General features: G+C 65.7%; 27 protein-coding genes and 1 other RNA gene. 13 read left to right on the top strand and 15 right to left on the bottom strand.

Annotation, left to right across the window (positions count from 1 at the left end):
* Position 1: 1 nt before the first annotated feature.
* From V7066_RS23475 to V7066_RS23455, 5 genes are all read right to left on the bottom strand, one after another.
* Positions 2-406 carry a Zn-ribbon domain-containing OB-fold protein gene (locus V7066_RS23475; protein WP_334185385.1) on the bottom strand — a complete coding sequence of 135 codons (405 nt, stop codon included), beginning with the start codon at positions 404-406 and terminating at the stop codon, positions 2-4.
* Positions 407-509: 103 nt separating this feature from the next.
* Positions 510-1,295, bottom strand: coding sequence for an alpha/beta fold hydrolase (locus V7066_RS23470; protein WP_334185384.1), 786 nt, complete (start codon positions 1,293-1,295; stop codon positions 510-512).
* A 43-nt stretch (positions 1,296-1,338) separates the two neighbouring features.
* Positions 1,339-2,091, bottom strand: coding sequence for an SDR family NAD(P)-dependent oxidoreductase (locus V7066_RS23465; RefSeq protein WP_334185383.1), 753 nt, complete (start codon positions 2,089-2,091; stop codon positions 1,339-1,341).
* A gap of 75 nt (positions 2,092-2,166) precedes the next feature.
* Positions 2,167-2,661: a flavin reductase family protein gene (locus V7066_RS23460; RefSeq protein ID WP_334185382.1), complete on the bottom strand. Its 495-nt coding sequence runs from the start codon at positions 2,659-2,661 to the stop codon at positions 2,167-2,169.
* 36 nt (positions 2,662-2,697) lie between these two features.
* On the bottom strand, positions 2,698-3,597 hold the full coding sequence (locus V7066_RS23455) for a LysR family transcriptional regulator (RefSeq protein ID WP_334185381.1): 900 nt from the start codon (positions 3,595-3,597) through the stop codon (positions 2,698-2,700).
* Between the two features lie 150 nt (positions 3,598-3,747).
* On the opposite strand from V7066_RS23455, the gene V7066_RS23450 reads away from it, so the two are divergent.
* The 6 genes from V7066_RS23450 to mmsB all read left to right on the top strand — a co-directional run bounded on the left by V7066_RS23450 (position 3,748) and on the right by mmsB (position 9,882).
* Positions 3,748-5,241 (top strand): CoA-acylating methylmalonate-semialdehyde dehydrogenase, encoded by a 1,494-nt coding sequence (locus V7066_RS23450; RefSeq protein ID WP_334185380.1) that lies wholly within the window; start codon positions 3,748-3,750, stop codon positions 5,239-5,241.
* A gap of 98 nt (positions 5,242-5,339) precedes the next feature.
* Positions 5,340-5,828: a hypothetical protein gene (locus V7066_RS23445; protein ID WP_334185379.1), complete on the top strand. Its 489-nt coding sequence runs from the start codon at positions 5,340-5,342 to the stop codon at positions 5,826-5,828.
* 36 nt (positions 5,829-5,864) lie between these two features.
* Positions 5,865-7,007, top strand: a complete 1,143-nt coding sequence (locus tag V7066_RS23440) for an acyl-CoA dehydrogenase family protein (protein WP_334185378.1) — start codon at positions 5,865-5,867, stop codon at positions 7,005-7,007.
* 13 nt (positions 7,008-7,020) lie between these two features.
* Complete coding sequence (locus V7066_RS23435; RefSeq protein WP_334185377.1) at positions 7,021-8,079, top strand: enoyl-CoA hydratase/isomerase family protein; 1,059 nt, start codon at positions 7,021-7,023, stop codon at positions 8,077-8,079.
* The gene (locus tag V7066_RS23430) at positions 8,076-8,858 is read left to right on the top strand and encodes an enoyl-CoA hydratase-related protein (RefSeq protein ID WP_334185376.1); all 783 of its coding nucleotides are present in this window, start codon (positions 8,076-8,078) and stop codon (positions 8,856-8,858) included. Before V7066_RS23435 ends, V7066_RS23430 begins: the two co-directional genes overlap by 4 nt.
* 154 nt (positions 8,859-9,012) lie before the next feature.
* Positions 9,013-9,882 carry a 3-hydroxyisobutyrate dehydrogenase gene (mmsB, locus tag V7066_RS23425; RefSeq protein ID WP_334185375.1) on the top strand — a complete coding sequence of 290 codons (870 nt, stop codon included), beginning with the start codon at positions 9,013-9,015 and terminating at the stop codon, positions 9,880-9,882.
* A 156-nt stretch (positions 9,883-10,038) separates the two neighbouring features.
* Here mmsB and V7066_RS23420 read toward each other — a convergent pair whose 3' ends face one another.
* From V7066_RS23420 to V7066_RS23400, 5 genes are read right to left on the bottom strand one after another with little or no spacing between them, the layout of a single operon-like run.
* Positions 10,039-10,248, bottom strand: a complete 210-nt coding sequence (locus V7066_RS23420; RefSeq protein WP_334185374.1) for a hypothetical protein — start codon at positions 10,246-10,248, stop codon at positions 10,039-10,041.
* Position 10,249: 1 nt separating this feature from the next.
* Positions 10,250-10,804 carry an NUDIX hydrolase gene (locus tag V7066_RS23415; RefSeq protein ID WP_334185373.1) on the bottom strand — a complete coding sequence of 185 codons (555 nt, stop codon included), beginning with the start codon at positions 10,802-10,804 and terminating at the stop codon, positions 10,250-10,252.
* Positions 10,801-11,484: a TPM domain-containing protein gene (locus V7066_RS23410; protein ID WP_334185372.1), complete on the bottom strand. Its 684-nt coding sequence runs from the start codon at positions 11,482-11,484 to the stop codon at positions 10,801-10,803. Before V7066_RS23410 ends, V7066_RS23415 begins: the two co-directional genes overlap by 4 nt.
* Positions 11,485-11,498: 14 nt before the next feature.
* The gene (locus V7066_RS23405) at positions 11,499-12,320 is read right to left on the bottom strand and encodes a TPM domain-containing protein (protein WP_442947368.1); all 822 of its coding nucleotides are present in this window, start codon (positions 12,318-12,320) and stop codon (positions 11,499-11,501) included.
* Positions 12,321-12,324: 4 nt separating this feature from the next.
* Positions 12,325-12,930: a LemA family protein gene (locus tag V7066_RS23400; RefSeq protein ID WP_334185371.1), complete on the bottom strand. Its 606-nt coding sequence runs from the start codon at positions 12,928-12,930 to the stop codon at positions 12,325-12,327.
* 202 nt (positions 12,931-13,132) lie between these two features.
* Here V7066_RS23400 and mscL point away from each other — a divergent pair, with 202 nt between their 5' ends.
* Both mscL and ssrA read left to right on the top strand, forming a co-directional pair.
* On the top strand, positions 13,133-13,558 hold the full coding sequence (gene mscL, locus V7066_RS23395; RefSeq protein ID WP_334185370.1) for a large conductance mechanosensitive channel protein MscL: 426 nt from the start codon (positions 13,133-13,135) through the stop codon (positions 13,556-13,558).
* A gap of 63 nt (positions 13,559-13,621) precedes the next feature.
* Positions 13,622-13,987, top strand: a transfer-messenger RNA (tmRNA) gene (gene ssrA, locus V7066_RS23390).
* A gap of 77 nt (positions 13,988-14,064) precedes the next feature.
* Here the strand turns inward: ssrA and V7066_RS23385 are convergent.
* On the bottom strand, positions 14,065-14,352 hold the full coding sequence (locus V7066_RS23385) for a hypothetical protein (RefSeq protein ID WP_334185369.1): 288 nt from the start codon (positions 14,350-14,352) through the stop codon (positions 14,065-14,067).
* A gap of 284 nt (positions 14,353-14,636) precedes the next feature.
* Here V7066_RS23385 and V7066_RS23380 point away from each other — a divergent pair, with 284 nt between their 5' ends.
* Together V7066_RS23380 and V7066_RS23375 are read left to right on the top strand one after the other, a co-directional pair.
* The gene (locus V7066_RS23380) at positions 14,637-16,766 is read left to right on the top strand and encodes a malate synthase G (RefSeq protein WP_334185368.1); all 2,130 of its coding nucleotides are present in this window, start codon (positions 14,637-14,639) and stop codon (positions 16,764-16,766) included.
* An 89-nt stretch (positions 16,767-16,855) separates the two neighbouring features.
* Entirely contained in the window at positions 16,856-17,242 is a 387-nt protein-coding gene (locus V7066_RS23375; protein WP_334185367.1) for a hypothetical protein, read from the top strand.
* Between the two features lie 16 nt (positions 17,243-17,258).
* On the opposite strand, the gene rsmA is transcribed toward V7066_RS23375, so the two are convergent.
* From rsmA to V7066_RS23355, 4 genes are all read right to left on the bottom strand, one after another.
* Complete coding sequence (rsmA, locus tag V7066_RS23370; RefSeq protein WP_334185366.1) at positions 17,259-18,083, bottom strand: 16S rRNA (adenine(1518)-N(6)/adenine(1519)-N(6))-dimethyltransferase RsmA; 825 nt, start codon at positions 18,081-18,083, stop codon at positions 17,259-17,261.
* Positions 18,080-19,141 (bottom strand): 4-hydroxythreonine-4-phosphate dehydrogenase PdxA, encoded by a 1,062-nt coding sequence (gene pdxA, locus V7066_RS23365; RefSeq protein WP_334185365.1) that lies wholly within the window; start codon positions 19,139-19,141, stop codon positions 18,080-18,082. Before pdxA ends, rsmA begins: the two co-directional genes overlap by 4 nt.
* A 20-nt stretch (positions 19,142-19,161) precedes the next feature.
* Complete coding sequence (locus V7066_RS23360; RefSeq protein ID WP_334185364.1) at positions 19,162-20,526, bottom strand: peptidylprolyl isomerase; 1,365 nt, start codon at positions 20,524-20,526, stop codon at positions 19,162-19,164.
* A gap of 146 nt (positions 20,527-20,672) precedes the next feature.
* On the bottom strand, positions 20,673-22,976 hold the full coding sequence (locus tag V7066_RS23355) for an LPS-assembly protein LptD (RefSeq protein WP_334185363.1): 2,304 nt from the start codon (positions 22,974-22,976) through the stop codon (positions 20,673-20,675).
* Between the two features lie 94 nt (positions 22,977-23,070).
* On the opposite strand from V7066_RS23355, the gene V7066_RS23350 reads away from it, so the two are divergent.
* From V7066_RS23350 to ndk, 3 genes are all read left to right on the top strand, one after another.
* Positions 23,071-24,534: a leucyl aminopeptidase gene (locus tag V7066_RS23350; protein WP_334185362.1), complete on the top strand. Its 1,464-nt coding sequence runs from the start codon at positions 23,071-23,073 to the stop codon at positions 24,532-24,534.
* Between the two features lie 23 nt (positions 24,535-24,557).
* The gene (locus V7066_RS23345) at positions 24,558-24,995 is read left to right on the top strand and encodes a DNA polymerase III subunit chi (RefSeq protein ID WP_334185361.1); all 438 of its coding nucleotides are present in this window, start codon (positions 24,558-24,560) and stop codon (positions 24,993-24,995) included.
* A 117-nt stretch (positions 24,996-25,112) separates the two neighbouring features.
* Positions 25,113-25,535, top strand: coding sequence for a nucleoside-diphosphate kinase (ndk, locus tag V7066_RS23340; protein ID WP_147215227.1), 423 nt, complete (start codon positions 25,113-25,115; stop codon positions 25,533-25,535).
* The last annotated feature ends 103 nt before the right edge of the window (positions 25,536-25,638 follow it).

Below are 25,638 nucleotides of genomic sequence, written 5' to 3'. Positions count from 1 at the left end.
ATCAGTCCGCCTTCTCGAAGAGGGGGTAGAAAATGCCGTCCTGCTCTTCGAACACGACACGAACCTTGTCCTCGAAATCGACCGCGTCGACGGGGCAGTTCACGATATTGGTGGTTAGGTAGACCCCCGGCGCGCCGTCCAGCTTCACCCGGGCGATCACATAGGGCACTTCCAGATCCTTGGCCCAGGGCTGATGGTTCACCGTGAAGCTGTCGATCGTGCCGGTGCCGGGCACCGCGTGGGGCGCGATGTTTTCCGACTGGCAATGGCGGCAGAGCAGGCGCGGCGGATGCGTGAACGCACCGCAGTCGCCGCACTTCACGATATTCAGCTTGCCCTCGCCGCCGCCTGTCCAGAACGCGGTATTCTCCTGGTCCAGCTTCGGCCGTGGCCGCGGTGGATTCATCGGTCCTCTCCCATTCGTCGATGAGAGAAGTCCGGCGCAGGGCCTCCCGCGTCAAGGCGGGCGGCGGATTGATCGCGTCGGCGCTTCACGCGGGAGCGCAGGCCTATCCGAGAAACGCGGCGATTTCGCTGCCGATCTGTTCCGGTGCTTCCAGGTTGAGCAAATGGCCTGCGGCCTGGTGATCGATGCGGGTCACATGCTTGCTCGCGCCGACGATCTGTTCGGCAATGAGCCGGAAGTCCGCTGTGTCGCGGCTGCCCGTCAGGAGCAGGGTGGGCACGGCGAGCGCCGCCAGCCTGCCTGCTTCCGGCAGTTCCGGGCGCTGGTCGTCCTGGACCCATTGGCGGCCGTGGAAACTGTCGATCCCGGCGCGGAGGCGGCCTGCTTCCGGTCCCGCACGCGTGGTGTCGAACAGGGGGTGCTGCCACCAGAGGTCGCGAGCACCCGCCATATCGCCGTCTCGTGCGGCCCGGCCGATGGCCTTCCAGCGCGCGATCCAGTCCTCGCTCCACGACCAGCCGACGATCAGTGGGCTGACCAGCACCAGTCGTCGCACCCGCTGCGGGTGGTTCAGGGCAAAGTTGAGCACGGTTCCCCCACCGAGCGAGAGGCCGCACAAGTCGGCCTGCGCGATCCCGAGACTATCCAGCAAGGCCAGCAGGTCTTCGGCATGGGAGAAGGCTTCGCCGGAAGCCGTATCGGAGTCGCCGAAGCCGCGCTGGTCGTAAGCGATCAGAGGGAGATCGGCGGGCAGGGCGGCCACGACCGGCTCCCAGTCGTGCCGGGAGCCGCCGAAGCCATGGACGAGTATCAGAGGTGTGCCGTCGCCTTCGCGGTGCCATCCGGCCAGCGTTGCGTGTTCGATGTCGATCCGGAAATCCTGCGTCATGGAAGCAGGCTAGCGCGACCATTCCCATGACGCACCTGACAAATCAGGCCGAGCCCATGTAGCGCCCGCCGTTGGTGCTGATCGTCTGCCCGGTCATGTAGCTGGCTTCTTCCGACGCGAGGAACGCGGCAGCGGCGGCAATGTCGGCAACCTGGCCGAGCCGCTTGACCGGCAGGGTCTTGCCATAGGCTTCGGCATCGATGGGAGCCTGGCGCAGCATCGGCGTGTCGATCGAGCCCGGCGGAATCATGTTGGCGGTAATGCCGGTGCCGCCCAGTTCCATGGCCAGCGCCTTCGTCATGCCCAGCAGGCCGCCCTTCGACGAGACGTAGTGGCTCTGTGCGAAGGAGCCGGACTGGGTCGAGGAGGAGGTGATGTTGATGATCCGCCCCCATTCGGCGGCCAGCATGTCCGGCACGATCTCCTTGGTGACCAGCCACGGTCCCTTGAGGTTGATGCGGATCACCTTGTCGAACTCGTCCTCGCCGATGTCGAGGAAGGGCGTGAAGGGCGCGATGCCGGCGTTGTTGACGAGGATGGTGATGGGGCCGAATTTCGCGCGGGTCTCTTCGGCGGCGGCCTTGATCGCGGCCTTGTCCGCGCAGTCGGCGGTCAGGGCGATGGCGGTGCCGCCTTCCGCCTCGATCATGCGGACCGTTTCCGCCGCGCCTTCGGGGTTGAGGTCCCAAACGGCGATCGCAGCCCTGTCCTCCGCCAGCCGTACCGCGATGCCGCGGCCGATACCCGAGCCGCCGCCGGTGACGACGGCGACTTTGCCTTCAAGCGAACGTGTCATGCAATTCTCTCCCGCGAAGCGCCTGTTTGTGCTGAACGGGTGGACAGCGCAGGGTGCGGGAGTCAAGCGGCGAGGTTACATGCGCTCGGCAAAACCGCCGTAGCGGCCTTTGTGGAACAGCATGGGATCGTCCTCGCGAACGGTTTCCATGCGCAGCACCTCGCCCAGCACGAACCAGTGGTCGCCCGCTTCGGTCACCGAATAGAGGCGGCATTCGATGGCTGCGATCGAATCCCTGATGATCGGCAGGTTGTGGTCGGAGACGACATAGTCGACGCCGACGAACTTCTGGTCGCCCTTGGCCGTGACGGCGCGGCAGACCTCGGTCTGGTCGCTGGCCATGACGTTGACGCAGAAATGCCCGGACTTCTCGATCAGCGGCCAGGACGTGCTCTTGCGGTCGGGGAAGAAGCCCACGAGCGGCGGATCGAGCGAGACCGAGGTAAACGAGCCGACCACCATGCCCGCGGGCCGGTCATCGTCGTCGAGCGCGGTAATCACGCAGACGCCGGTCGGGTAGCTACCCAGCACCTTGCGGAATTCGGACGGGTCGATGGTCGTTGTGGTCACTGGGGTGTTCATCCTGTCGGTAGGTCCTGCTGCATGTCAGGGCTTGAGTATTCCCTCCATGCGCGCGGCGGTTTCGTCAAGCCATTGGCGGAAGGCGGTTACGCGGGGGAGCTTGCGGATATCCTGGTGCGTGACGAACCAGAAGCTGCGGACGATGCGCTTCTCGGGGAGCACGGCAACGAGGCGCGGGTCGGTTTCGGCCATGAAGCAGGGCAATACGCCCAGTCCGCCGCCGCCTGCGATCATACTGTGTTGTGCGGTGATGCTGGGGGAGCGGATCGCCGCTTTCAGCCCCGGCTGGATTTCGTCGAGATAGCGCAGTTCGGGAGAGTAGATGAGGTCGGGGATGTAGCCGACGAGGGCGTGGCCTTCGAGCAGGTCGGCCGGGCGCGACGGAGTGCCGTGGGCATCGAGATAGTCGCGCGTGCCGTAGAGCCTCAGGGTGTAGTCCGAGAGCTTGTGGGCCACCAGCGGCCCGGTGCGCGGGCGCGAGAGCATGATGGCGACATCCGCCTCTCGCCGGGTCGGGCTGAGGAAGCCGCTGCTGGCGACGAGGTCGATGGCGAGGCGCGGATGCGCCGCCTGGAAGCGGGGGAGGTGGCGCGCGAGGAACCAGCAGCCGAACCCTTCCGAAGTGCTGATCCTGAGAGTGCCGTAAAGCCCGTCGTTGCCATCGGCCTGTTCGGTGATCCGCCCTGCGGCACTGGCCATGGCTTCGACCGAGGCAAGCAGGGTCTCTCCGGCCTCGGTCAGTTCCTGTCCGCTGCGGGTCTGCTCGAAGAGCGCGGTTCCGAGCGAGGCTTCCAAACGGCGCAGCCGCCTGCCCACGGTCGTCGGGTCGACGCCGAGCGCGCGCGCGGCGCCCGCCAGTTGTCCCGCCCGGGCGATGGCGAGGAAGGCCTGGTAGTCGCTCCAGTCGATCGAAGGTATCGTCAAGGTATCGTCACTGCGGCAAATGATCCTTGGGGCTGCATATGTGCAGTTATCGATGGCGTATTTTCAGCTTGCCTGCAAATCGGACCGGGATCACCTACCGTGGAAAGCGCACCGTGCGTGCCTGCCGAAAATATTGTGAAAGGATGAGGAATGCGCCTGATTGATCATCTCGTAGTCGGCGGCCCCGGCGGCCCGGCCGCGCGTCTCGGCGACGTTTTCAATCCCAGCACCGGCGCGGTGCAGGCTCAGGTGCCGCTGGGCGATGCAGCGCTGCTCGACCGTGCGGTCGCTACCGCGCAGGCCGTGCAACCCAAATGGGCGGCGATGAACCCGCAGCGTCGCGCCCGCGTGCTGTTCAAGTTCAAGGAACTGATCGAGAAGAACATGCAGAGCCTCGCCGAACTGCTGGCGAGCGAGCATGGCAAGGTCGTGGACGACGCCAAGGGCGACATCCAGCGCGGGCTTGAAGTCGTCGAATTCTGCTGCGCCATCCCGCACATGCTGAAGGGCGAGTACACGCAGGGCGCCGGGCCGGGCATCGACGTCTATTCGCTGCGCGCGCCGCTCGGCGTGGGCGCGGGCATCACCCCGTTCAACTTCCCGGCGATGATCCCGATGTGGATGTTCGCCCCGGCTGTCGCGGTGGGCAATACCTTCATCCTCAAGCCGTCAGAGCGCGATCCCTCGGTGCCGAACCGCCTTGCCGAACTGTTCCTGGAAGCCGGCGCACCTGAAGGCGTGTTGCAGGTCGTCCACGGCGACAAGGTGATGGTGGACGCGATCCTCGACCATCCGGGCATCGCCGCCGTCAGCTTCGTCGGCTCGTCCGACATCGCGCACTATGTCTATTCGCGCGGCGTCGCTGCCGGCAAGCGCGTGCAGGCGATGGGCGGCGCGAAGAACCACGCCATCGTCATGCCCGATGCGGACATGGACCAAGCCGTCAACGACATCATGGGCGCGGCCTATGGTTCGGCGGGCGAGCGTTGCATGGCGCTGCCGGTCGCCGTTCCCGTGGGTGACGAAACCGCCGATATCCTGCGCGAAAAGCTGATCGCCGCGATCGACAAGCTGAAGGTCGGCGTTTCCAACGATCCCGAGGCGCAGTACGGCCCGGTCGTCACCGCCGTGCACAAGCAGAAGATCGAGAACTGGATCCAGACCGGCGTCGACGAAGGCGCAGAGCTGGTTGTCGACGGTCGCGGCTTCTCGCTTCAGGGGTACGAGGAAGGCTTCTTCGTCGGCCCGTCGCTGTTCGACCATGTGACGCCCGAGATGAGCGCCTACAAGGAAGAGATCTTCGGCCCGGTCCTCCAGATCGTTCGTGCCAAGACTTTCGAGGAAGCGGTGGAGCTTCCGACCAGGCACCAGTACGGCAACGGCGTCGCTATCTTCACCCGCAACGGCCATGCCGCGCGCGAGTTCGTGCAGCGGGTACAGGTCGGCATGGTCGGTGTGAACGTGCCGATCCCGGTGCCGGTCGCCTACCACAGCTTCGGCGGCTGGAAGCGCTCGGCTTTCGGCGACCACAACCAGTACGGCATGGAAGGCGTGCGCTTCTGGACCAAGGTGAAGACCGTGACCCAGCGCTGGCCGGACGGCGGGGCGGGCGACAGCGCCTTCATCATTCCGACCATGGGCTGACGGAAAGTCGTCACTCTGCAGATGGGGACAGGGGCGGCGGAACAGGCTACGGATGGCAGGTGTTCTTTCGGGATGCCTGCTGAAAGGAAGGTCGTTTGATGATGAAGATCAGCAACGTACTCGCCCCGGCCGTGACCGTTTTGCTGCTCGCTCTGGGGTTGGCCGCCTGCTCGAAGGAGCCTGCCAAGCCCAGTGCCGAGGAAACCGCCAGCCCGCTGCCGGAGGCGAGCGCCACGGCCTCTGTTGCCGCTTCGGAACCGGGGGGAATACCCACGTCCATTCCCGCCGCGCTTCGCGGCCGGTGGGGGCTGGTCGATGCGGATTGCACCAGCACGCGCGGCGATGCCAAGGGCCTGCTGACGATCGATGCCGATACCCTGAAATTCTACGAATCGGTCGCGAAACTGGGCGTCATCAAGTCCGGCTCCGCGACCGCTATCGAGGGTGATTTCGCCTTCAGCGGGGAAGGGCAGAGCTGGAACCTTGACGTATCGCTGCGCTCGCCGGACGGCGGCAAGACCCTTGTCCGCAAGGACACCGGACCGGACGCGATGCCCGGTACGCTCACATATGCAAAGTGCCCCTAGAAGCACATAACCGCACCTGCCAGGAACAGAACAGAGATGACCGAACAGTTTGGGCTGACCGAGGACCAGCTTGCGATCCAGGAGACCGCGCGCAAGTTCACCGCCGACCGCATCACGCCTTATGCGGCCGAATGGGACGAGAAGCATCACTATCCGGTCGATGTCTGGAAGGCCGCCGGCGAACTCGGCTTCGGCGCGATCTACGTGTCCGAGGAAAGCGGCGGCATCGGCCTGGGCCGTCTCGACGCGGCGCTCATCATGGAGGCCATGTCCTACGGTTGCCCGGCGACCAGCGCCTACATCTCGATCCACAACATGGTCGCCTGGATGATCGACAGGTTCGGTGACCAGCAGCTCAAGGATCGCTATCTTCCCGACCTCTGCTCGATGGAGAAGATCGGCTCCTATTGCCTGACCGAGCCGGGTTCCGGCTCGGACGCCGCCGCGCTCAAGACTTCGGCGCGGCTGGACGGCGATCACTACGTGCTGAACGGCACCAAGCAGTTCATCTCGGGCGGCGGCTACAACGACGTCTACGTCGTCATGGCTCGTACCGGCGAGCACAAGTCGCGGGGAATCTCCTGCTTCGTGGTGGACAAGGACACGCCCGGCGTCTCCTTCGGCGCGCCCGAGAAGAAGCTCGGCTGGAACGCTTCCCCGACCGCGCAGGTGATCTTCGAGGATGCCCGCATTCCGGTGGAGAACCGCGTCGGAGCCGAGGGTGACGGCTTCAAGTTCGCGATGGCCGGGCTCGACGGCGGCCGCCTCAATATCGGCGCCTGCTCGCTGGGCGGGGCGCAGCGCTGTCTCGACGAGGCGGTCCAGTACGTGAAGGATCGCAAGCAGTTCGACCAGCCGATCGCGGAGTTCCAGAACACCCAGTTCCGTCTCGCCGAAATGGCGGCCGAGCTGGAGGCGGCCCGCGCGCTGCTCTATCTCGCCGCCGCCAAGGTCACTGCCGGATCGCCCGACAAGACCCGCTTCGCCGCCATGGCCAAGATGATGGCCAGCGACACCGGATCGTCGGTGGTCGACCGTGCGCTGCAATTGTTCGGTGGATACGGTTATCTTCGCGACTATCCCATCGAGCGCTTCTGGCGCGACCTTCGCGTCCATCGTATCCTCGAAGGCACCAACGAGGTCATGCGGATGATCATCGGCCGCGACCTCCTCAAGTAAGGGGCACGAGCATATGACCACCGAGACCCTGACCGCAGAAATCCTCGATCGCCGCGAAGGCGTGGCCGGGATCATCTCGCTCAACCGCCCCAAGGCCATCCATGCGCTGACGCTCGGCATGTGCGAGGCGATGAGCGCGTTGCTCGCCGGATGGGCCGACGACGACACGATGAAGGCGGTGATGATCGAGCACAGCGAGGGACGCGGCTTCTGCTCGGGCGGAGACATCAACCTGCTGCGCCGCTCCGCGCTGGAGGACCTCGGGCGGGAAGGGCGCAGGTTCTTCCTGGCCGAGTACCGGCTCAACCATCAGCTCTTCACTTACGGCAAGCCCGTGGTCGCCTTCATGGACGGGATCACGATGGGCGGCGGCGTCGGTATCTCGCAGCCCGCGCAGTACCGCGTGGCGACCGAGCATACCCGCTTCGCGATGCCCGAAACCGGCATCGGCCTGTTCCCGGACGTCGGCGGCGGCTGGTATCTCTCGCGGCTCGACGGACGGCTGGGCCAGTTCCTTGCGCTCACCGGGGCGCGGCTGGATGGGGCGGAATGCCTCTGGGCGGGCCTTGCCACCCACTACCTGCCCAGCGAGGCGCTGCCCGAGGCCAAGCGCCGGATCGCTGCCGGGCACGAGATCGGCGGCGTGCTGGGCGCGCTCTCGGTCAAGCCGCCCGAAGCGAAGATCGCCGCCCATGAGGCCCAGATCCGCAAGCATTTCGCTTTCGATACGCTGGAGCAGGTGCTCGCCTCGCTGGAGAGCGATGACAGCGAGTGGGCCGCGCGCGAACTCGCCACCTTGCGCATCAAGAGCCCGCAGGCCTGCAAGGTCTCGCTTCGCCAGCTCGCCACCTCGCTGACGCTGGAGACTTTCGCGCAGAACATGGCGATGGAATATCGCTTGGCCAGCCGTGTGCTGGTGCTGCCGGACTTCGCGGAAGGCGTGCGCGCGGTCATCGTCGACAAGGACAACGCGCCCCGATGGAATCCCCCGACGCCTGAAGGCGTCACCGATGCGATGCTGGATGCGATCTTTGCGCCGCTCGCCCCAGAAGAGGAATGGAAGCCCCTATGAGCTACGAGACGATCCTGGTCGAGAAGAAGGGCAGCGTCACGCTTATCACGCTGAACCGCCCGCAGGCGCTCAATGCGCTGAATTCGCGGGTGCTGGAGGACCTGATCGAGGCTTTCGCGGCTTTCGAGGCAGACCCCTCGCAGGGCTGTGCTGTGCTTACGGGTTCGGGCGAAAAGGCGTTCGCCGCCGGCGCCGACATCAAGGAAATGGCCGACAAGCCCAGCGCGGAGTTCTATTCCGAGGACTTCTTCGCCGGGTGGACCTCCCGCATCGTCAAGACCACCCGCAAGCCCTGGATCGCGGCGGTGAACGGCTTCGCGCTCGGCGGCGGCTGCGAAGTGGCGATGATGGCGGATTTCATCATCGCCTCGGAGAACGCGAAGTTCGGCCAGCCGGAGATCAAGCTCGGCGTCGCGCCGGGCATGGGCGGCTCGCAGCGCCTCACCCGCGCGGTCGGCAAGTCGAAGGCGATGGACATGTGCCTTACCGGCCGGATGATGGATGCGGCAGAGGCGGAGCGTTCGGGCCTCGTCAGCCGTGTCGTGCCGTTGGACCAGTTGCTGGACGAAGCGCTCAAGGCTGCCGAAGCGATTGCCGGAATGCCGCCTCTGGCCGCGACGATGAACAAGGAAATGGTCAATCTCGCCTTCGAGACGACGCTCGATACGGCGCTCGTCCTGGAGCGCCGCATGTTCCAGGTGCTGACGGCTACCGAGGACAAGGTCGAAGGCATGAAGGCCTTCGTCGAGAAGCGGCCGGGGGTCTGGAAGGGCAAGTAAGCGCGTTATCCCGGCGCCAGCCGGGACCGTTGTGAGTCGGGCGCGGGCTTGGCGCTTAGCCCGGCCATATATGCAAAGTAGCGTCACGCTATAGCGGTCCCAGCTTCCGCTGGGATGACGGGTTGTGGCTGCACGAAACGTGGGAGAGAATGTCATGAAAATCGCCTTCATCGGTCTTGGCAACATGGGCGGCGGTATGGCTGCCAATCTCGTGAAGGCGGGCCACGCGGTTCGCGCTTTCGATCTGTCCGCCGAAGCCGTCGCCAAGGCGGCGGAGCAGGGCTGCACGACGTTCGCCACCGTTTCCGAAGCGGTCGAGGGCGTCGATGCGGTCGTCACCATGTTGCCGAACGGGGCGATCGTGCGCTCCGTCTATACCGCCGAAGTCTTCGGCCATGCGCCCGAGGGCGCGCTGTTCCTCGACTGCTCGACCATCGACCTTGAAACCGCGCGCGAAGTCGTCGTGCTGGCGCAGGCCGCGGGTTACGAGATGGCCGATGCGCCGGTCTCGGGCGGGATCGCAGCGGCCAACGGCGGTACGCTGACATTCATGGTCGGCGGGAGCGATGCGGTGTTCGAACGGGCGAAGGCGGTGCTCGAACCCATGGCCAAGGCGGTGATCCACGCGGGCGAGACCGGCGCGGGTCAGGTCGCCAAGATGTGCAACAACATGCTGCTGGCGATCCACATGATCGGCACCTGCGAGGCTTTGGCGCTGGCGCAGAAGGCAGGACTCGATCCGCAGACTTTCTACGAGATCAGTTCGAAGGCCACCGGCTATTGCTGGTCGCTCAACGACTATACACCGATGCCGGGTGTCGGCGCGAGTAGCCCGGCGGACAACGGCTATGCGGGCGGCTTTGCCTCGGCGCTGATGCTGAAGGATCTGCGACTGGCGATGGCGGGCGCGGACACCTCGGGCGCTACCGTGCCGATGGGCGAACATGCGACGAAGATCTACGAGGCTTTCGTAGAGGCCGGAAACGGCGGCAAGGATTTCGGAGCGATCTTCACGACGCTTTGAGAGGAGATATTATCCTCTGCAATCTGCGATAGCAGCGATGACGACGAGGTCCCTTTCTACTGCTTAGCGGCGCAGCCAATACGCCTAACGACGTAACCATGGGCGCGCGTCGCGGTTGGTCCGCATGACCTAGACAGTAACGGGGGTGCAGGGGGGCTATGCTCCCCTGCCGTCCTCTTCCTTCTTCCGTTCAAGAACGAACTGCGGAACCCGCATCCCCTTGGTCCGCCCGGTCAGATGAAACTGCCGACAAAGCGCGCAGCGATAGGGCCGCAGCACGACTGCCGCTTTCGCCGCCACTTCCAGGGCTTCCGCCTCGCTCGCAAAGCGCCGCTTGCGTTGGCAGACGCCGAAGCGCGTGCGCATGTCAGCCGAGCAACCGCGCGCCGAGCAGGGTGAGCAGCTTCACGTCCATCGCATAGCCTTGCGCGCGCCATCCGGCGATCGCCTGCTCGATCCCGGCGAGAGGGACGCGGTGGACGACGATGTCCTCGCTGTCCACGCCGCCGCCTTCGCCCACTTTCACGAGGTCGTGGGCGCGGAACAGGGTGAAGCTTTCGCTGACCATGCCGGGCGAGGAGAAGAACTCGCCGAGGTTTTCCATGCGGCCGGCGTGGTAGCCGGTTTCCTCTTCCAGTTCGCGGGCGGCGGCGATGCTGGCGTCTTCGTCGGCGCTGTCGTCATGGTCGCCGACGAGACCGGCGGGCAGTTCGATGCAGCGTTTGCCGAGCGGCACGCGGTACTGGTCGACGAGGATGACATGCTCGTCCGCATCGACGGCAAGGATCACCGCAGCGCGGATGCCGCGCGCGCGGCTGACGTATTCCCAGCGGCCGCGCTTGCGGGTGGTGATGAACTTGCCCTGCCAGACCACTTCGTCAGGAGCGTCGGCATCGGGCGGAAGAATGGTGGTTTCGGTCATATTTCGATCAGCCTGTCGGGAAGTTCGTTCACGTCGTCATCGGCGCGGGGGAAATGCGGGGCGAGGATCGCACCGACCTTACCCACGGCCACGACCATGCCGTCGCAGGTCCGGCCCTCGCGGACATGGGCGAGCATGGCGGACATGGCCTGGCCCCAGACTTCGGGGTCGACCTTGGCGGCGATGGCGCGGTCGGCGACGATTTCGGCGCGGTGTTCGCGCATGGAGAGGTAGATGAGCACGCCGGTGCGCCCCGTGGTGCGCTGCTCGGCACCGATGCGGAAGGCGCGGACGGCGTGGGCGTGGACGCGCATGGTCTTGATCTGCGGCGGGACCAGCCAGAACTTGAGCGGCGGGATGAGCTGGAGCAGCAGCATCGCGCCGAACTTGATCGCGGCGATCCCGGCGGCGAGGCCGACGATCATGCGCGGGGTCCATTCATGGCCCCAGTCGGCCAAGAGGCTCTCGTAGAGGCCCATGTAGAATTCGGGCGCGATCACCAGCGCGCCCAGCGCCAGGAAGGCGACGATCGCGGCCCAGGCGAGGGCCACGTCGGTATAGCCGTCCGAGCGGTCCGCCAGCACGGTGACGATCTCGCCGGCGCTGTGCATTTCCGCCTCGCCCACGGCCGCGCTGATGCGGTCGTGGTCCTCGGCGGAGAGATAAACGGGTTTCGGCATCGTTTCTGTCCCCCTTACCAGCTGCCGCTCGCGCCGCCGCCGCCGAAGCTGCCGCCGCCGCCCGAGAAGCCGCCTCCACCACCACCGAAACCGCCGCCGCCACCCCAGCCGCCGCCGAAGTGATCGTCGTCATCGTCGCCGCCGAAGCTGCCGGGCATCCAGATGATCGGGCCGCCGAAACCGCCGCGTCGCCGTCCGCCGCCGCGCGCCTCGTTGATCATCGGCATGACCACGAAGAACACGATGATGAGGATGAAGACGATCGTACCGATCGGGAATCCGCCGCCGGAACTTTGCTTGCGCGCGGCATCGGCGTCCGCCGCCACCTTGCGGGCCTGGTCGGGCGGCAGGGTGAGCTGCTTGACGAGCGCATCCGTGCCCGCCGCAATGCCGCCGGGATAGTCGTCGGCTTTGAAGCGGGGGAGGATCTGGTTGTTGATGATGAGGAAGGAGAGGCCGTCGGTGATGATCGGTTCGAGGCCGTAGCCGACCTCTATCCGCACCTTGCGCTCGTTCGGCGCGACGATCAGCAGCGCGCCGCTGTTCTTGTCCTTCTCGCCGATTCCCCAGGCCCGGCCGAGCTGGTAGCCGTAGTCGGAAATCTCGTAGCCCTGGAGGCTGGGCAGGGTGACGACCACCAACTGGCGGCCGGAGTTCTTCTCCAGCGCGTCCAGCTTCTGTGTAAGCTCGGCTGCCTGTTGCGGGTTCAGCAGCTTGGCATCGTCGACGACGCGGCCGGTAAGCTTCGGAAAGCTGGGCGCGGCGGCTGCATGCTGGGCAAGCAGCGCGCCGAACGCCAACAGGACGGCCGCGAAGACGGCCTTCAAGCGGATCACGGTATCAGATCTTGCCTTCGAGGCTCGGCGCGTTTTCTGCGCCCGGCGTCGTCGCCTGATAGGGGACCAGCGGGTCCGCGCCGCGCAGCTTGGCGCCGATCATCGTCGGGAAGGTGCGGACTTCGGTGTTGTAGTCCTGAACCGAGGCATTGTAGTCGCGCACCGAAATGCGGATGCGGTTTTCCTGCCCTTCAAGCTGGGTCTGGAGCATCTGGTAGTTCACGATCGACTTGAGATCGGGATACCGCTCGACGCTGACCAGCAGGCGCGAGAGGCTCTGGCCGAACTGGGCCTGTGCGGCCTGGAACTGCTGCATCTTGGCGGGATCGTTCAGGTCCGTGGCGTTGACCTGGACGCTGGTTGCCTTGGCGCGCGCCTCGACCACGCCGGTGAGGATTTCCTTTTCCTGCGTCGCGGCGCCCTTGGCCACGGCGGCGAGGTTGGGCACGAGGTTGGCGCGTTCCTGGAAGGCGGCCTGGACATCGGCCCACTTGGCCTTGGCGGCTTCCTGCTTGGTGGGAACCGAGTTGAAACCGCAGGCAGCCAGCGACAGCGCCGCCGCGAGGGCCAGCACGGTGCGGCTCTTGCGGGCCAGGGCGGAAAGGGACATGCGTGATCCTCCTGATCGGCACGGCCGAGGGGCCATGCCTGTTGCTGGAATAGATAGCAGCCACCCGGCCCGGTTCAAGGACGGTCGCACCCGTGAAACGACGCGCGCAACCGTTTGTTACTCGGGCGATTGTTACATAACGACCGATGTGGCAGGTTCACCGCCGGCCATGGACCGCACAGGATCGAGGGGAAACCGACCCATGCTTCAGGAATTCAAGACTTTCATCGCGCGCGGCAACGTGCTCGACCTCGCCGTCGGCGTGATCATCGGCGCGGCGTTCGGCAAGATCGTCGCCTCGCTGACCGACGACGTCATCATGCCGTTCATCGGCCTCATCACCGGGGGCATCGATTTCAGCAACAAGTTCGTGGTGCTCGGCACGATCCCGGCGGGCTATACCGGGCCGATGACGTATGCCGGGCTGAAGGCGGCAGGCGTGGCGATGTTCGGCTACGGCGCCTTCCTCACCGCAATCATCAACTTCCTGATTCTTGCCTTCGTCATCTTCCTGATCGTGCGCCAGGCCAATCGCCTGCTGCCCAAGAAGGAAGAACCCGCAGCGCCCACCGGCCCGACGGAAGTGGAACTGCTGGCGGAAATCCGCGATGCGCTGAAGAAGGACTGAGCCGACAGATCGGCTATCGATTACAGAAAAGCGGGGGAATTGCAGAAGGGCGGGGTCATTCCCGCCCTTTTCTTTTCCGGCGGGCACCCTATATGAGGTTCCGCCAGCTTGCTGGCTATGATGATAAACTGCGCCGTACAATAGGCACAGCGGACCCGGGGGCGGTACCCGGCGGCTCCACCATCACCCGTCCAGCCATCCGGCCGGACAACCCTGTTGTCGCAGGGGTGATGACGGGGCCGAACTAGGATCGACGTGTGTTGAAAAGCGGTGTTTTCATTCGGGCTGAGTAACCCGTTCAAGGCTCAAAACTCACAAGTGCCAACGACAACGAAGCACTCGCTCTCGCCGCGTAATTCTAGGGGCTAACGCCCTGACGTTACAAAGCTAAAGCGCGGTTGGACCCACCGGGCAACAGAAGGGATTCCAAGGGGCCCGGGGTGAGCCTTGCAACAGAATCACCCCACCTTTCAGACAGATATGTACCTGTTGGTTCCGCGCTTCCGTCAGGCGGCATTCGCCCGGTCGGAAACCGCCTCGGCCACTTCGGGCGCATTTTCCGCCTCTTCCGCCAGCTTCCGGGCCTGTTCGAACTTCAGGCAATCGAGGATCTTCGCGCCTGCCATGAAAACGGCACCGGTGCAGGCCAGGAACAGCAGCTTTCCGCCCCATCCGGGAAAGCGCGTGAGGTAGACGCTGCCGCGCTCCACCGCGCCCAGGGCGAGGGCGTAGATGATCATGAAAGCTTCCCAGCGCGTCTTGATGACGAAAAGCCGGCTGATCTTGCGGAGCATTCCGATCCTTCCAGTACCGCATATCCCTTTGGGCAACCGTGAGGGCAGGTCGAGGTTCCCGTGGCGCATGGGAATGTCGGCTGTAAGTCGTTCCGATGCAAGGTATAAGCTGGCTCGACGCGGTGCCACTTTGGGACCGCTTCGGCGCGGATGGCCAGTTCCCATTTGCCAATCGGATCGGGATGAGGCATAGCTTTGGCAATCCTCCCCAGGACAATCTTGAACAGATGTCACGGTCGCCGCACGCACTGCCTTGTGCCTGCGTGCCTGGAATGCGAGGAAAAATGACGGACAGAATCGAACGATCGGGCCTTTTGGTCGATGCTGCCTTGGCGCGCTTCGTCGAGGACGAGGTCTTGCCGCCGATCGGGCAGGATGTCGCCCGGTTCTGGGCGGGGTTCGCGGCGCTGGTGGCCGAACTCGCGCCGCGCAACCGGGCGCTGCTGGAGCGGCGCGACGCGCTGCAATCGGCGATCGATGCCTGGCATCTTGAACGCCCCGGCAAGCCCATCGATCAGGCGGAGTATCAGGCTTTCCTCCGCGAGATCGGCTATCTCGTGCCCGAGCCCGGCGATTTCTCCATCGGCACTACGGGCGTCGATCCCGAGATCGCGGCGATGGCTGGGCCGCAACTCGTCGTTCCCGTGCTCAATGCCCGTTTCCTGCTGAACGCCGCCAATGCGCGCTGGGGCAGCCTCTATGACGCCCTCTACGGCACCGATGCACTCGATGCGGCGCCTGCGCAGGGGCGGGGCTACGATCCGGCCCGCGGCGCGGCGGTGATCGCGGAAGGGCGCCGGTTCCTCGACAAGGCGCTGCCGCTGGTATCCGGGAGCTGGGCCGATGTCGAAAGCCTCGACGTGGCGCTGGCCGATCCGGAGCAGTATCTGGGCACGACGCAGGCCGGGCGGTTCTATCGCTCGAACGGTCTGGGGATCGAGATCGTCGTCGATGCGGGCAGCGAAGTCGGCCGGTCCGACCGCGCGGGCATTGCCGATATCGTGCTGGAGGCCGCGCTCACCACGATCGTCGATCTGGAGGATTCCGTCGCCGCGGTCGATGCCGAGGACAAGCTGGCGGGCTATGCCAACTGGCTCGGCGTGATCCGGGGCGACCTCACCGAGAGTTTCGAGAAGGGCGGTCGCACCCATACCCGCGCGCTGGTGCCCGACAAGGCGGTTGAGACGCCTGACGGCGAAGTGCTCGAACTGCCGGGGCGCAGCCTGCTGTTCGTCCGCAATGTCGGCCATCTCATGACCAATCCGGCGATCCTGCTCGCCGACGGTTCGGAAATTCCCGAGGGCATTCTCGACGCCGTGCTGACGAGCGCAATTTCGGCGCAGGACGTGAAGGGCCTGACCCGCTTCGGCAACAGCCGCGAAGGCGCGATCTACATCGTCAAGCCGAAGATGCACGGGCCGGAGGAATGCGCCTTCACCAACGACCTGTTCGATGCCGTCGAGGACCTGCTGGGCCTGCCGCGCCATACCATCAAGGTCGGAGTCATGGACGAGGAGCGGCGCACTTCGGCGAATCTCGCGGCCTGCATCCAGGCGGTGAAGGACCGGATCGTCTTCATCAATACCGGCTTCCTCGACCGGACGGGTGACGAGATCCACACTTCGATGCGCGCCGGGCCGATGATCCGCAAGAACGCGATCAAGGGTTCGGGCTGGATCGCGGCCTATGAGAAGCGCAATGTCGCGATCGGGCTGCGGCTCGGGCTTTCGGGCTTGGCGCAGATCGGCAAGGGCATGTGGGCCGCGCCGGACCGGATGCGCGACATGCTCGAACAGAAGATCGCCCATCCGCGGACCGGGGCGAACACCGCATGGGTGCCGTCGCCCACGGCCGCGACGCTTCATGCCATGCACTATCACGAGGTCGACGTTTTCGGCCTGCGCTGCGACATGCAAGGCGCGGAAATTCCGGGTCTCGATCTGCTGCTGCAAGTCCCTCTGGCCGAGGGCACCAACTGGTCCGAGGCCGAAGTGCGTGAGGAACTGGACAACAATGCCCAGGGCCTGCTCGGCTATGTCGTGCGCTGGATCGACCAGGGCGTCGGTTGCTCGAAGGTTCCGGACATCGACGATGTCGGCCTGATGGAGGACCGCGCGACCCTGCGTATCTCCAGCCAGCACATGGCGAACTGGCTGCTCCACGGGGTTTGCTCGCGGGAACAGGTGCTGGATTCGCTGCATCGCATGGCGGCCAAGGTCGATGCGCAGAACGCCGGCGATCCGCTCTACGAGCCGATGGCGGGCAACTGGGAGACCTCGTTCGCCTTCCGCGCGGCCTGCGATCTCGTCTTCAAGGGCGTGGAACAGCCGAGCGGTTATACCGAGCCATTGCTCCATGCCTGGCGCCGCCGGAAAAAGGCTGAGACTGCCGTGCCTTCGCTGGCGGAGGCCTGACCGCAAAGCCTCACCCGCGCGTTAACTTTGATTTGATCTATCGCGTGCAAGGCACTATTCAACGTGGTGTTCGCTAGGGGGGCCCGGCGTTGAAGAAGTCCAGTGCTGATCGTGCCGATGGGCACGCCATTCCCGGTACGCCGTCTGTCGGCGTTCCGGCCGACGGTATCAATTCGGAAGAAGGCGCGCGGGTCGTGCGTCTCGACTCGGTTCGCGCCGAGCGGGATCGTGCGAATCTGCCGGGTGCTAGCGGCGGCGAAGTGCTGCCGGTCGCTTTGGCGGCGGAAGCGCTGCGTTTTCCGAAGGAACGCGGTGTCGCCGGTTTCCTGGCGTCCGATGGGCCGCTGGTGGGGCGACTCGCCCAGTTCGCGCTGATGGGGCTTGGCCTTGCGGTGGCGGTCTGGGTGGCCGCGCAATTGACGAAGCCTGATCTGGGCGCCGTCAAGCAGCCCATTCCCGCCGAAGCGGCGCAATAAGATCCGCTCGGTCCGGTCAGGACCGGGTCAGTACCTTCGCCACACTGACGAATTCCGCGACCGACAGCGTTTCCGCGCGGCGCTGGGAATCGATGCCCAAGCTCTCCAAGGCATCCAGCGCGCCGGGCACGCCCTTGAGGCTCTGGCGCAGCATCTTGCGGCGCTGGCCGAAGGCGGCTTCCGTCACGCGCTCCAGCACCCGCATCGACACGCCTTCAGGCGCCTCGCCCGGCTCGACGTGGATGATCGCCGACATGACCTTGGGCGGCGGCGTGAAAGCGCTGCGGTGGACTTTCATCGCCAGCTTCGCCTTCGAGCGCCACTGTGCCAGCACGGCCAGGCGGCCGTAGGCGGAGGTATCCGGCTCGGCGACGATGCGGCGGGCCACTTCCTCCTGGAACATCAGCGTCAGCGACGACCACTGCGGCGGCCATGCCTCGCCCGAAAGCCAGCCGGTGAACAGCGCGGTGCCGACATTGTAGGGCAGGTTGGCGACGACGGCGTAAGGGCCGTCGAACAAGTCGGCGGGCGCGATCTTCATCGCATCGCCTTCGATGACCTTGAGCTTGCCGGGGAAAGCCGCCTCGACTTCCGCCAGCGCCGGAAGGCAGCGGCGGTCCATTTCGATCGCAGTGACGGTGGCGCCCGCACGCAGCAGGGCGCGGGTGAGGCCGCCGGGGCCGGGGCCGACTTCCAGCACCTGCCGTCCTTCGAGACCGCCCGGAATGGCGGCGATGCGGTCGAGCAACTGCTCGTCAAACAGGAAGTTCTGGCCGAGCGCCTTCGAGGCCGAGAGGCCGTGGCGGGCGATCACTTCGCGCAGCGGCGGAAGGGTAGTCATGCAAAGGTCTCCGGCGAAAGCCTGCGCGCGGCGCACTGGCCGGCCATGCGGATGGCGGCGATCGTCGCGCCCGCGCTTGCCACGTTCTTTCCGGCGATGCCGAAGGCGGTACCGTGGTCGGGTGAGGTCCGCACGATCGGCAGGCCGAGCGTGACGTTGACGCCGGCGTCGAAATCGAGCGTCTTGATCGGGACAAGCGCCTGATCGTGGTACATGCAGAGCGCGACGTCGAACCTGTCGCGCTCATGTGCCGCAAACAGCGCGTCGGCCGGGTGCGGGCCAGTCACGGCCAGACCCTCGGCAGCGAGGGCGGCGATGGCGGGGGCGATGGTCTCGATTTCCTCGCGGCCCATGCGTCCGTCTTCCCCGGCATGGGGATTGAGCCCGGTAATGGCGATACGCGCCGGGGAGAGGCCGAAGTCGCGGGCGAGCGCGCGCGCGACGATCCGCGCCTTGCCTTCGATCAGGTCACGAGTGACGAGGGCCGGGACTTGCGAGAGCGCGACATGGACGGTCAGCGGCACCGTGCGCAAGTTGGGTCCAGCCAGCATCATCACGGCATCGCCGTGGGCGACGCCGCAGGCATCGGCGAGGAACTCGGTCTGGCCCGGCTGGATGAAGCCCACTTCCGCGAGCTTCGACTTGGCGATCGGGCCGGTGACGACGCCGCTCGCTTCCCCGGAGAGCGCGAGCTGCGTGGCGCGCGTCAGCGAATGGAGAGCGAGGGTGGCACCGCTGAGGTCGGGCTGGCCGAACTGGGCGTCGGCATCCTCGTCGCCCAGCACCGGCAAGGCCTTGGCGAAGACTTCGGCGGCTTCGTGGGGAGCGGAGATGCGGACGATCGGGAGATCGATACCCCGGCTGCGGGCAGCGGCCTTGAGCACTTCTGCCCCGCCGACGGTGAAGAAGGGCGCAAGCCCCTCTTCATGTCGCACGGCCCAGGCCTGCGCGAAAAGCTCCGGGCCTACACCCGCCGGATCGCCCAGCGAGACGGCCAAAGGTGCAGTTGGGAGGGGCGAAACCGCTGGGGGCGGCGCGCCGTCGGTATTGGCCGCCATTTGCGCTGCCCCCGTTATCGTCAGTTGTACTCGATCACCGCGTCGCGGCGAAGGTCGCGCAGGTACATCTGCGCGCGCTTGTTGATGCGGTCGTCCTCAAGCTGGGACATGACCTGCTCGAAGTTCGGACCGGAATCGACTTGCGGGTCGTCGCGGCCGCAGAGCATCAGGATGCGCACGCCTTCGGTCAGCGAACCGAAGGGCGGCAGGGTCTCGCCGGGCGACAGGTTGAGGATCGAGGACTGGATCTGCGCGGGCAGGTCGCGGGCCTTGACCTGGTCGTTGGCGACGACCTGGGCGCCGATGGTCGCAGCGATCTTGTCGACGTCGCCGCAGCCCTTGGCGGTCTTGATCGTCTTGGCGAAGTTCTCGGCCTTGGCGTTGGCCTGGGCTTCGCTGGCGCCCTTGGGGAACTCGATCGAGATCTGCTTGAGTGCCAGCACGGCATCGCGCGGATCGGCGGTCAGGACCTGGCGCTTGTCGATCAGGTAGACGATGTCGTAGCCGCCGGGGATGGCAATCGGGCCGGCAAGCTGGCCGGGCTGCATGTCGCGCACGGCTTCGCCGACTTCGCCGGGAAGCTGGCCAAGGCGCACCCAGCCGAGATCGCCGCCGACCGGCGCGGTCGAGGCCTGCGAATACTGGCGGGCATAGGCGACGAAGCTGCCGCCCTGGCGGAGCTGCTGCATGATCTGGTTGGCGTTCGCCTCGACCTGCTGCTGGGATTCGGCGGTGGCGGCAAGATAGATCTCGCCCAGACGGTATTCCTCGGTGCCCTTCGAGGCCTTGAGGCGTTCGATATACTCGTTCACTTCATCGTCGGAGACGTTGATGAAGGGCTGGACGTTGCGCTGGAGCAGGCGCTGCCACGAGAGTTCGCCGCGAATCTGGCGCTTGAGCGAGTCCGGCGAGGAGCCGACGCGCTTCAGGTAGGCGTCCATCGCCTGGGTGTTCTGGTTGAAGTTCTGCGAGGCGACGCGGGCGTAGGACTGATCGACCTCGGCATTGTCCACGGAAACGTCGGCGGCCTTGGCTTCCTGGATCTGGAGCGTTTCGTCGATCAGGTTGCGCAGCACCTGGAGGCGCAGGCGCTTCTGTTCGTCTTCGCTGATCTTGCCCTGGTTGGCGGCGAGGATCAGGGCGAGGCGCTGGTCGACGTCGGTGCCGGTGATGACCGAGCCGTTCACCACGGCAGTGGCGCGGCGCAAGTTGGGGTTGTCGTTGCCGAAGATCTTCACGTCATCGGGAATGACGATCTCGCCCTGCTGTGACTGGGCGAGGGCAGTACCGGACGAGAGCGCTGCGGCCAGCGTGCCGCAAGTGGCGACGGCAGTGCAGACAAAGGCCGCGCGCTTGAAGAACGTGTTGCGTTGGATAGCTTTCACCTTGACCTATATCCCGTATTCGACCCGCACGGCCGCTGCCGCTCGATGGAGAATTTCGCCGAGGGACGCATTACCGGCCCTATGTCGGCTCGCGGCTTAACCGAAACTGAGCACGTCCGATAGCCGCTTTGGCAAGTCGTGCCCGATCACCATGCCCCGATGTTCTTGAGCGCGAAGCCCAGCTGGAACGAGTTGCCCTTGCGGGCATCGCCGAAGGTCACGTAGTCCCGCCGCCAGGTGAAGGAGACCTGGAGGCAGTCGTCCTCGTAAGCCATGCCGACGCGCGAGCGCAGGGGCTGGAAGCCGTCCGAGCCATAAGTCGGGTCTTCCTTGCGATCGGTCAGGTTGACGACGGCCGAACCGAACAGCGACCAGTAGTTGGCGAAGGCGACGCGGCCGGCGGCGCGCACTTCCTCGCGGTCCTTCAAGTCCTCGATATCCATCGAGATGTCGCGGTTGAGCTTGGTATAGCCGAGTTCGAGATAGGTCTGGTTGTTGCCCAGCGAGATGTCGAACTCGTTGCGACGCACCGCCAGCGTGTCCTTGTCGACGCGGAAGCGGTGGATGATGTTGAAGAAGTTGCGGTAGCGCAGTTCGGTGCGGCCGACGATGTCCGAGGTCTTGCTCGCAAGACCGGTGCCGTCGGGCAGGATCGAGGGCTTGTTGCTGAGGCGGATCGATTGCCCGACGGTCGACTTGATGCGCCAGCGCGAGCGTTCGAACATCCAGTCCACGCCGTAGGTGAAGCGCACGCCGTCCTCGAACCGGTCGTAGCCGGGGAAGCGGTTGAGCGCGAAGAGGTTGGAATCCTCCAGTTCGATCGCGCGCGAATCCTCGTTGGGGATCGCGAGATTCTTGACCTTCGGCGTGGCGACGAACTGGACGCGCGGGGTCAGGATCTGGCTGCCGCCGAAAACCTGGCCGACCAGCGGCCACTTCACGTCCACGGCGGCCAGTGCGATGCCGCGGGTCTGCCAGCCCGGCTGTCCGCGATAGAGCGCGGTCGTGGTCAGGTCGTTCTCGTCGGAGTGATAGACGTCTCCGCGCACGAGGCCGGTCAGCGTCACTTCCTGGCCCATGCCGGTCAGCTTGCGCAGCGACCACTGGGTGCTGGCGAAGGCGCGCTGGGTGTCCTGTCCATCGACGCGGGTGACGCCCATGGTGTTGACCTGCGTCTCGATCTTGCCGCCCAGCAGCGATTCGTTGAAGCGGTGACGATAGTCGAGCACCGGGAAGGCGACAGGGATCTGGCCCTGGTCGCGGCTCGATTGCAGGGTCTGCGTGGCATAGCCCGCGAAGGAGAAATAGCTGTCCTGGTCGATCCGCTCGACTTCGACAGACGAACGCAGGCGATCGTCGCGCGAGATGTCGTAGCGGCGGACGAACGTGCGGTCGGTGGCGCGGCGGATCGAGGCGGTCACGCTCCAGTTCTCGTCGAGCTGGAACTTGCCGTTGGCGAAGACGTAGCCGCGGAACGCGCGCTGGCGGTTCGGGTCCGGATTGCTGCTGTTGATCGGAATGCGGTTGCTTGACGTCGCATAGCCGGTGATCTGGTAGGCGCCGATATCGGTCAGCGCGCGGTACTGGAACGAGGCCATCGGTGCCGCCTTGGTATAGGCGTGGAGCGAGCCGGTGAGATCGCGGTTGTCGGCAATGCGCCAGTAATAGGACTGCGCAACCTCGATGCCGTTGGACGGGCTCGATCGCAGGTCCGGCACCAGGAAGCCGGAAACCGCGCCGCCGTTGGTGCTGACCGAAAGACCGAACAGCGGCAGCTGGACGACGCCGAAGAGTTCGAGCCGCGCGTCGCTGAAGCGTACGCGATTCTGCTCCTCGCTATAGACCACCGTCTTGGCGACGACCCGCCAGGTCGGCTTCTTCGGGCAGCCTTCGTCGTTTTCCACGGCGCAGCCGGTATAGGCGGCGCGCTGGAGCACGACGTCGCCATTGGCGATTCGCTCGCCCTTGGTGGCGGCAAGACGACCGCCCTGGCGCATGACCAGCAGCAGGTTTTCCATCATGCCGGTCTTCAGCTCGTCGGTCAGCTCGACGCTTTCGGTATAGAGCTGGTTGCCGTCCTGATCGACCATGCGGACATTGCCGCTGCCCAGGATCTGCCCGGTCTTGCGGTTCCACGTCACCTTGTCGGCGCGGACGGACTGCTTGTCCTTGCGCAGCACGACATTGCCGGTGGCGGTCACGAATTCGTCGTTCTGGTCGTATTCGACGGTGTCCGCCTCGAAGGCGATCGGCACGTTGTCTTCGGTGGAAGCGGGCGGAGCTGGGGGCGCACCCTCGATCGGGCCGGTATCGACGGGACGCGACACGTCCTGCGCAAACGCATGCGAAGGCAGGCCGAATGCGGCGATTCCAAGGGCCAGCACGCTCAGCGATACGGGTCGCAAGCGGCGAAGGGGGGCTTGCAGCAGGGTCGGCGCGGCAGGGAGCATCCCTTGCCTATCGCACCGCCTGTGCCTAACTGCAATCCGCTGTTGCGGCGAAGCGCACAAGATCGGCGCTCGCCCCCGTGATTCAGGAGATCCCATGAATATCCAGTTCCTTGACGCTGCTGTCGCCGCCCCGGCGCGTCTCGTCGCCCGCTTCGTGAACCAGGATTCGATTCCCGCCGATATCGAGCAGGTTCTGGTCGAAGGCGCCAAGGCCTCGCGCTTCACCGGCAAGGCCGGGCAGGTCTTCGAGGGCTTCGTCGAGCGTGACGGCAAGGCCGTGCGCGTGGCGCTGGCCGGGATCGGCGCGGCCGACGCCAAGGACCGCAAGGGCGCTGTCGAGCGCGCGGGTGCGGCCGTCGTCGCCAAGTACCTGACCTCGGGCGAGACCGCGGTGACGCTGGACCTGACCGGCGCGGACCTCTCGGCCGACGAAGCCGCGGGCGCTCTGCTCGGCGCAGTGCTGCGCGCCTGGCGTCTCGATACCTATCGCACCAAGCTGGCCGAGGACGCCAAGCCGAGCCTCGTGGATATCGCCGTGGTCGGCGCGCCGGAAGGCACCGAAGCGGTCTGGGAGGTCGAGCAGGCGATCGTCGCCGGCGTGTCGTTCACCCGCGAACTCGTGACCGAACCGGCCAACGTGATCTATCCGGAATCCTTCGTCGCCCGCGTCGAGGCGAAAGTGGCGGGCAGCGGCCTCAAGGTCCGCGTGCTCGACGACAAGGAAATGGCCGCACTCGGCATGGGCTCGCTGCTTGGCGTGGCGCAGGGTTCGGTTCGTCCGGCCCGCCTGCTGGTCATGGAATGGCTGGGCGGCACGGCGGGCGAAGCGCCAGTCGCCTTCGTCGGCAAGGGCGTGACCTTCGACACCGGCGGCATCTCGATCAAGCCTGCCGCGGGCATGGAAGACATGAAGTGGGACATGGGCGGCGCCGGTGCGGTGGCCGGTACCATGCTCGCGCTCGCACTGCGCAAGGCGAAGGCCAACGTGATCGGCGTCTGCGGACTTGTGGAAAACATGCCCGACGGCAATGCCCAGCGTCCGGGTGACGTGGTGACCTCGATGTCGGGTCAGACCATCGAAGTCATCAACACCGACGCCGAAGGCCGCCTGGTGCTCTGCGACGCACTCACCTGGGTGCAGCGCGAGTACAAGCCCGCCAAGGTCGTCGACCTTGCCACGCTGACCGGCGCGATCATCCTGTCGCTGGCGCATGAATACGCAGGCCTGTTCTCGAACAATGACGACCTTGCCGCGCAGCTTTCGGCCGCTGGCGATGCCTCGGGCGACCGCCTGTGGCGCATGCCGATGGGCCCGAACTACGACAAGATGATCGACAGCCCGATCGCCGACATCAAGAACGTCGGCCCGCGCTTCGGCGGCTCGATCACCGCGGCGCAGTTCCTGCTGCGCTTCATCGAGAACGACACCCCCTGGGCGCATCTCGACATTGCCGGCACCGTCTGGACCGACAAGCCGGGCGCGACCTGGGACAAGGGCGCTTCGGGCTTCGGCGTGCGCCTGCTCGACCGCTTCGTGCGCGACACGCTCGAAGCCTGAGTGAAAGAGGGCAGGGCCGCGACATGCGCGTCGATTTCTATCAGCTCAGTCGCGATCCTGCCGAAAGTGCCCTGGCGCTGATCGCCGGAAAGGTCGCGGGGAACGGCGGGCGTCTGCTCGTCGTCTCCGGCGATCTCGGCCAGCGCCAGCGCATCTGCCAGGCCCTGTGGTCCGTGGGACCGGAGAGCTTCCTGGCCAACGGCTTTGCGGGCGATGGAAACGAGGATCGCCAGCCGATCCTGCTTTCCGAGGCGCCCGCGCCGACCAACGGCGCAAAGTTCATGGCGATCGCCGACGGGCAGTGGCGCGAGGGCGAGACGCCGTTCGAGCGCACCTTCTTCCTGTTCGACGAGGCCACGCTCCAGCACGCCCGCGACACTTGGCGCATGCTGCGCGGCCGGGAGGGCGTGGAGCATTATTACTGGAAGCAGGAAGGCGGCCGCTGGATACAGGCGGCCTAGGCCGGCTCTCCGCGCCGGCCCCTGCTACTCGAAGTTAATCCGCGCCCGCCTTGCGATCCGGCCCGTTCCCCGCTACTGGCGCGCGCAAGATTCCAACCCTTTTTTAAGGAACCTACCATGGCGGTTACCCGCACCTTCTCGATCATCAAGCCCGACGCGACCCGCCGCAACCTGACCGGCGGCGTCACCAAGCTGCTCGAAGAAGCCGGCCTGCGCGTCGTCGCTTCGAAGCGCATCCAGCTCTCGCAGGAACAGGCTGAAGGCTTCTACGCCGTCCACAAGGAGCGTCCCTTCTTCAACGACCTCGTTTCCTTCATGATCTCCGGCCCGGTGGTCGTGCAGGTTCTCGAAGGCGAAGACGCCGTGAAGACCAACCGCGACGTGATGGGCGCCACCAACCCGGCCGACGCCGCTGAAGGCACCATCCGCAAGACCTTCGCCGAATCGATCGAAGCCAACTCGGTCCACGGTTCGGACTCGGAAGAGAACGCGGCGATCGAAATCGCCTACTTCTTCAAGCCCGAAGAAATCGTCGGCTGAGGCAAACGTTTGTTTGACGAATGCGCGAAAGCGCATTCGTTGAGCGGCACCGGCCCTCTCCCCCACCCGACCTCCCACGAGTGTATCCTGATGGGAGGTCGGG

Origin of the sequence: Novosphingobium sp., assembly GCF_036820275.1 — a bacterium.
Classification (GTDB): Bacteria; Pseudomonadota; Alphaproteobacteria; order Sphingomonadales; family Sphingomonadaceae; genus Novosphingobium.
Note: the sequence above shows the minus strand (reverse complement) of the source record. Positions and strands in the feature narration are given on the sequence as shown.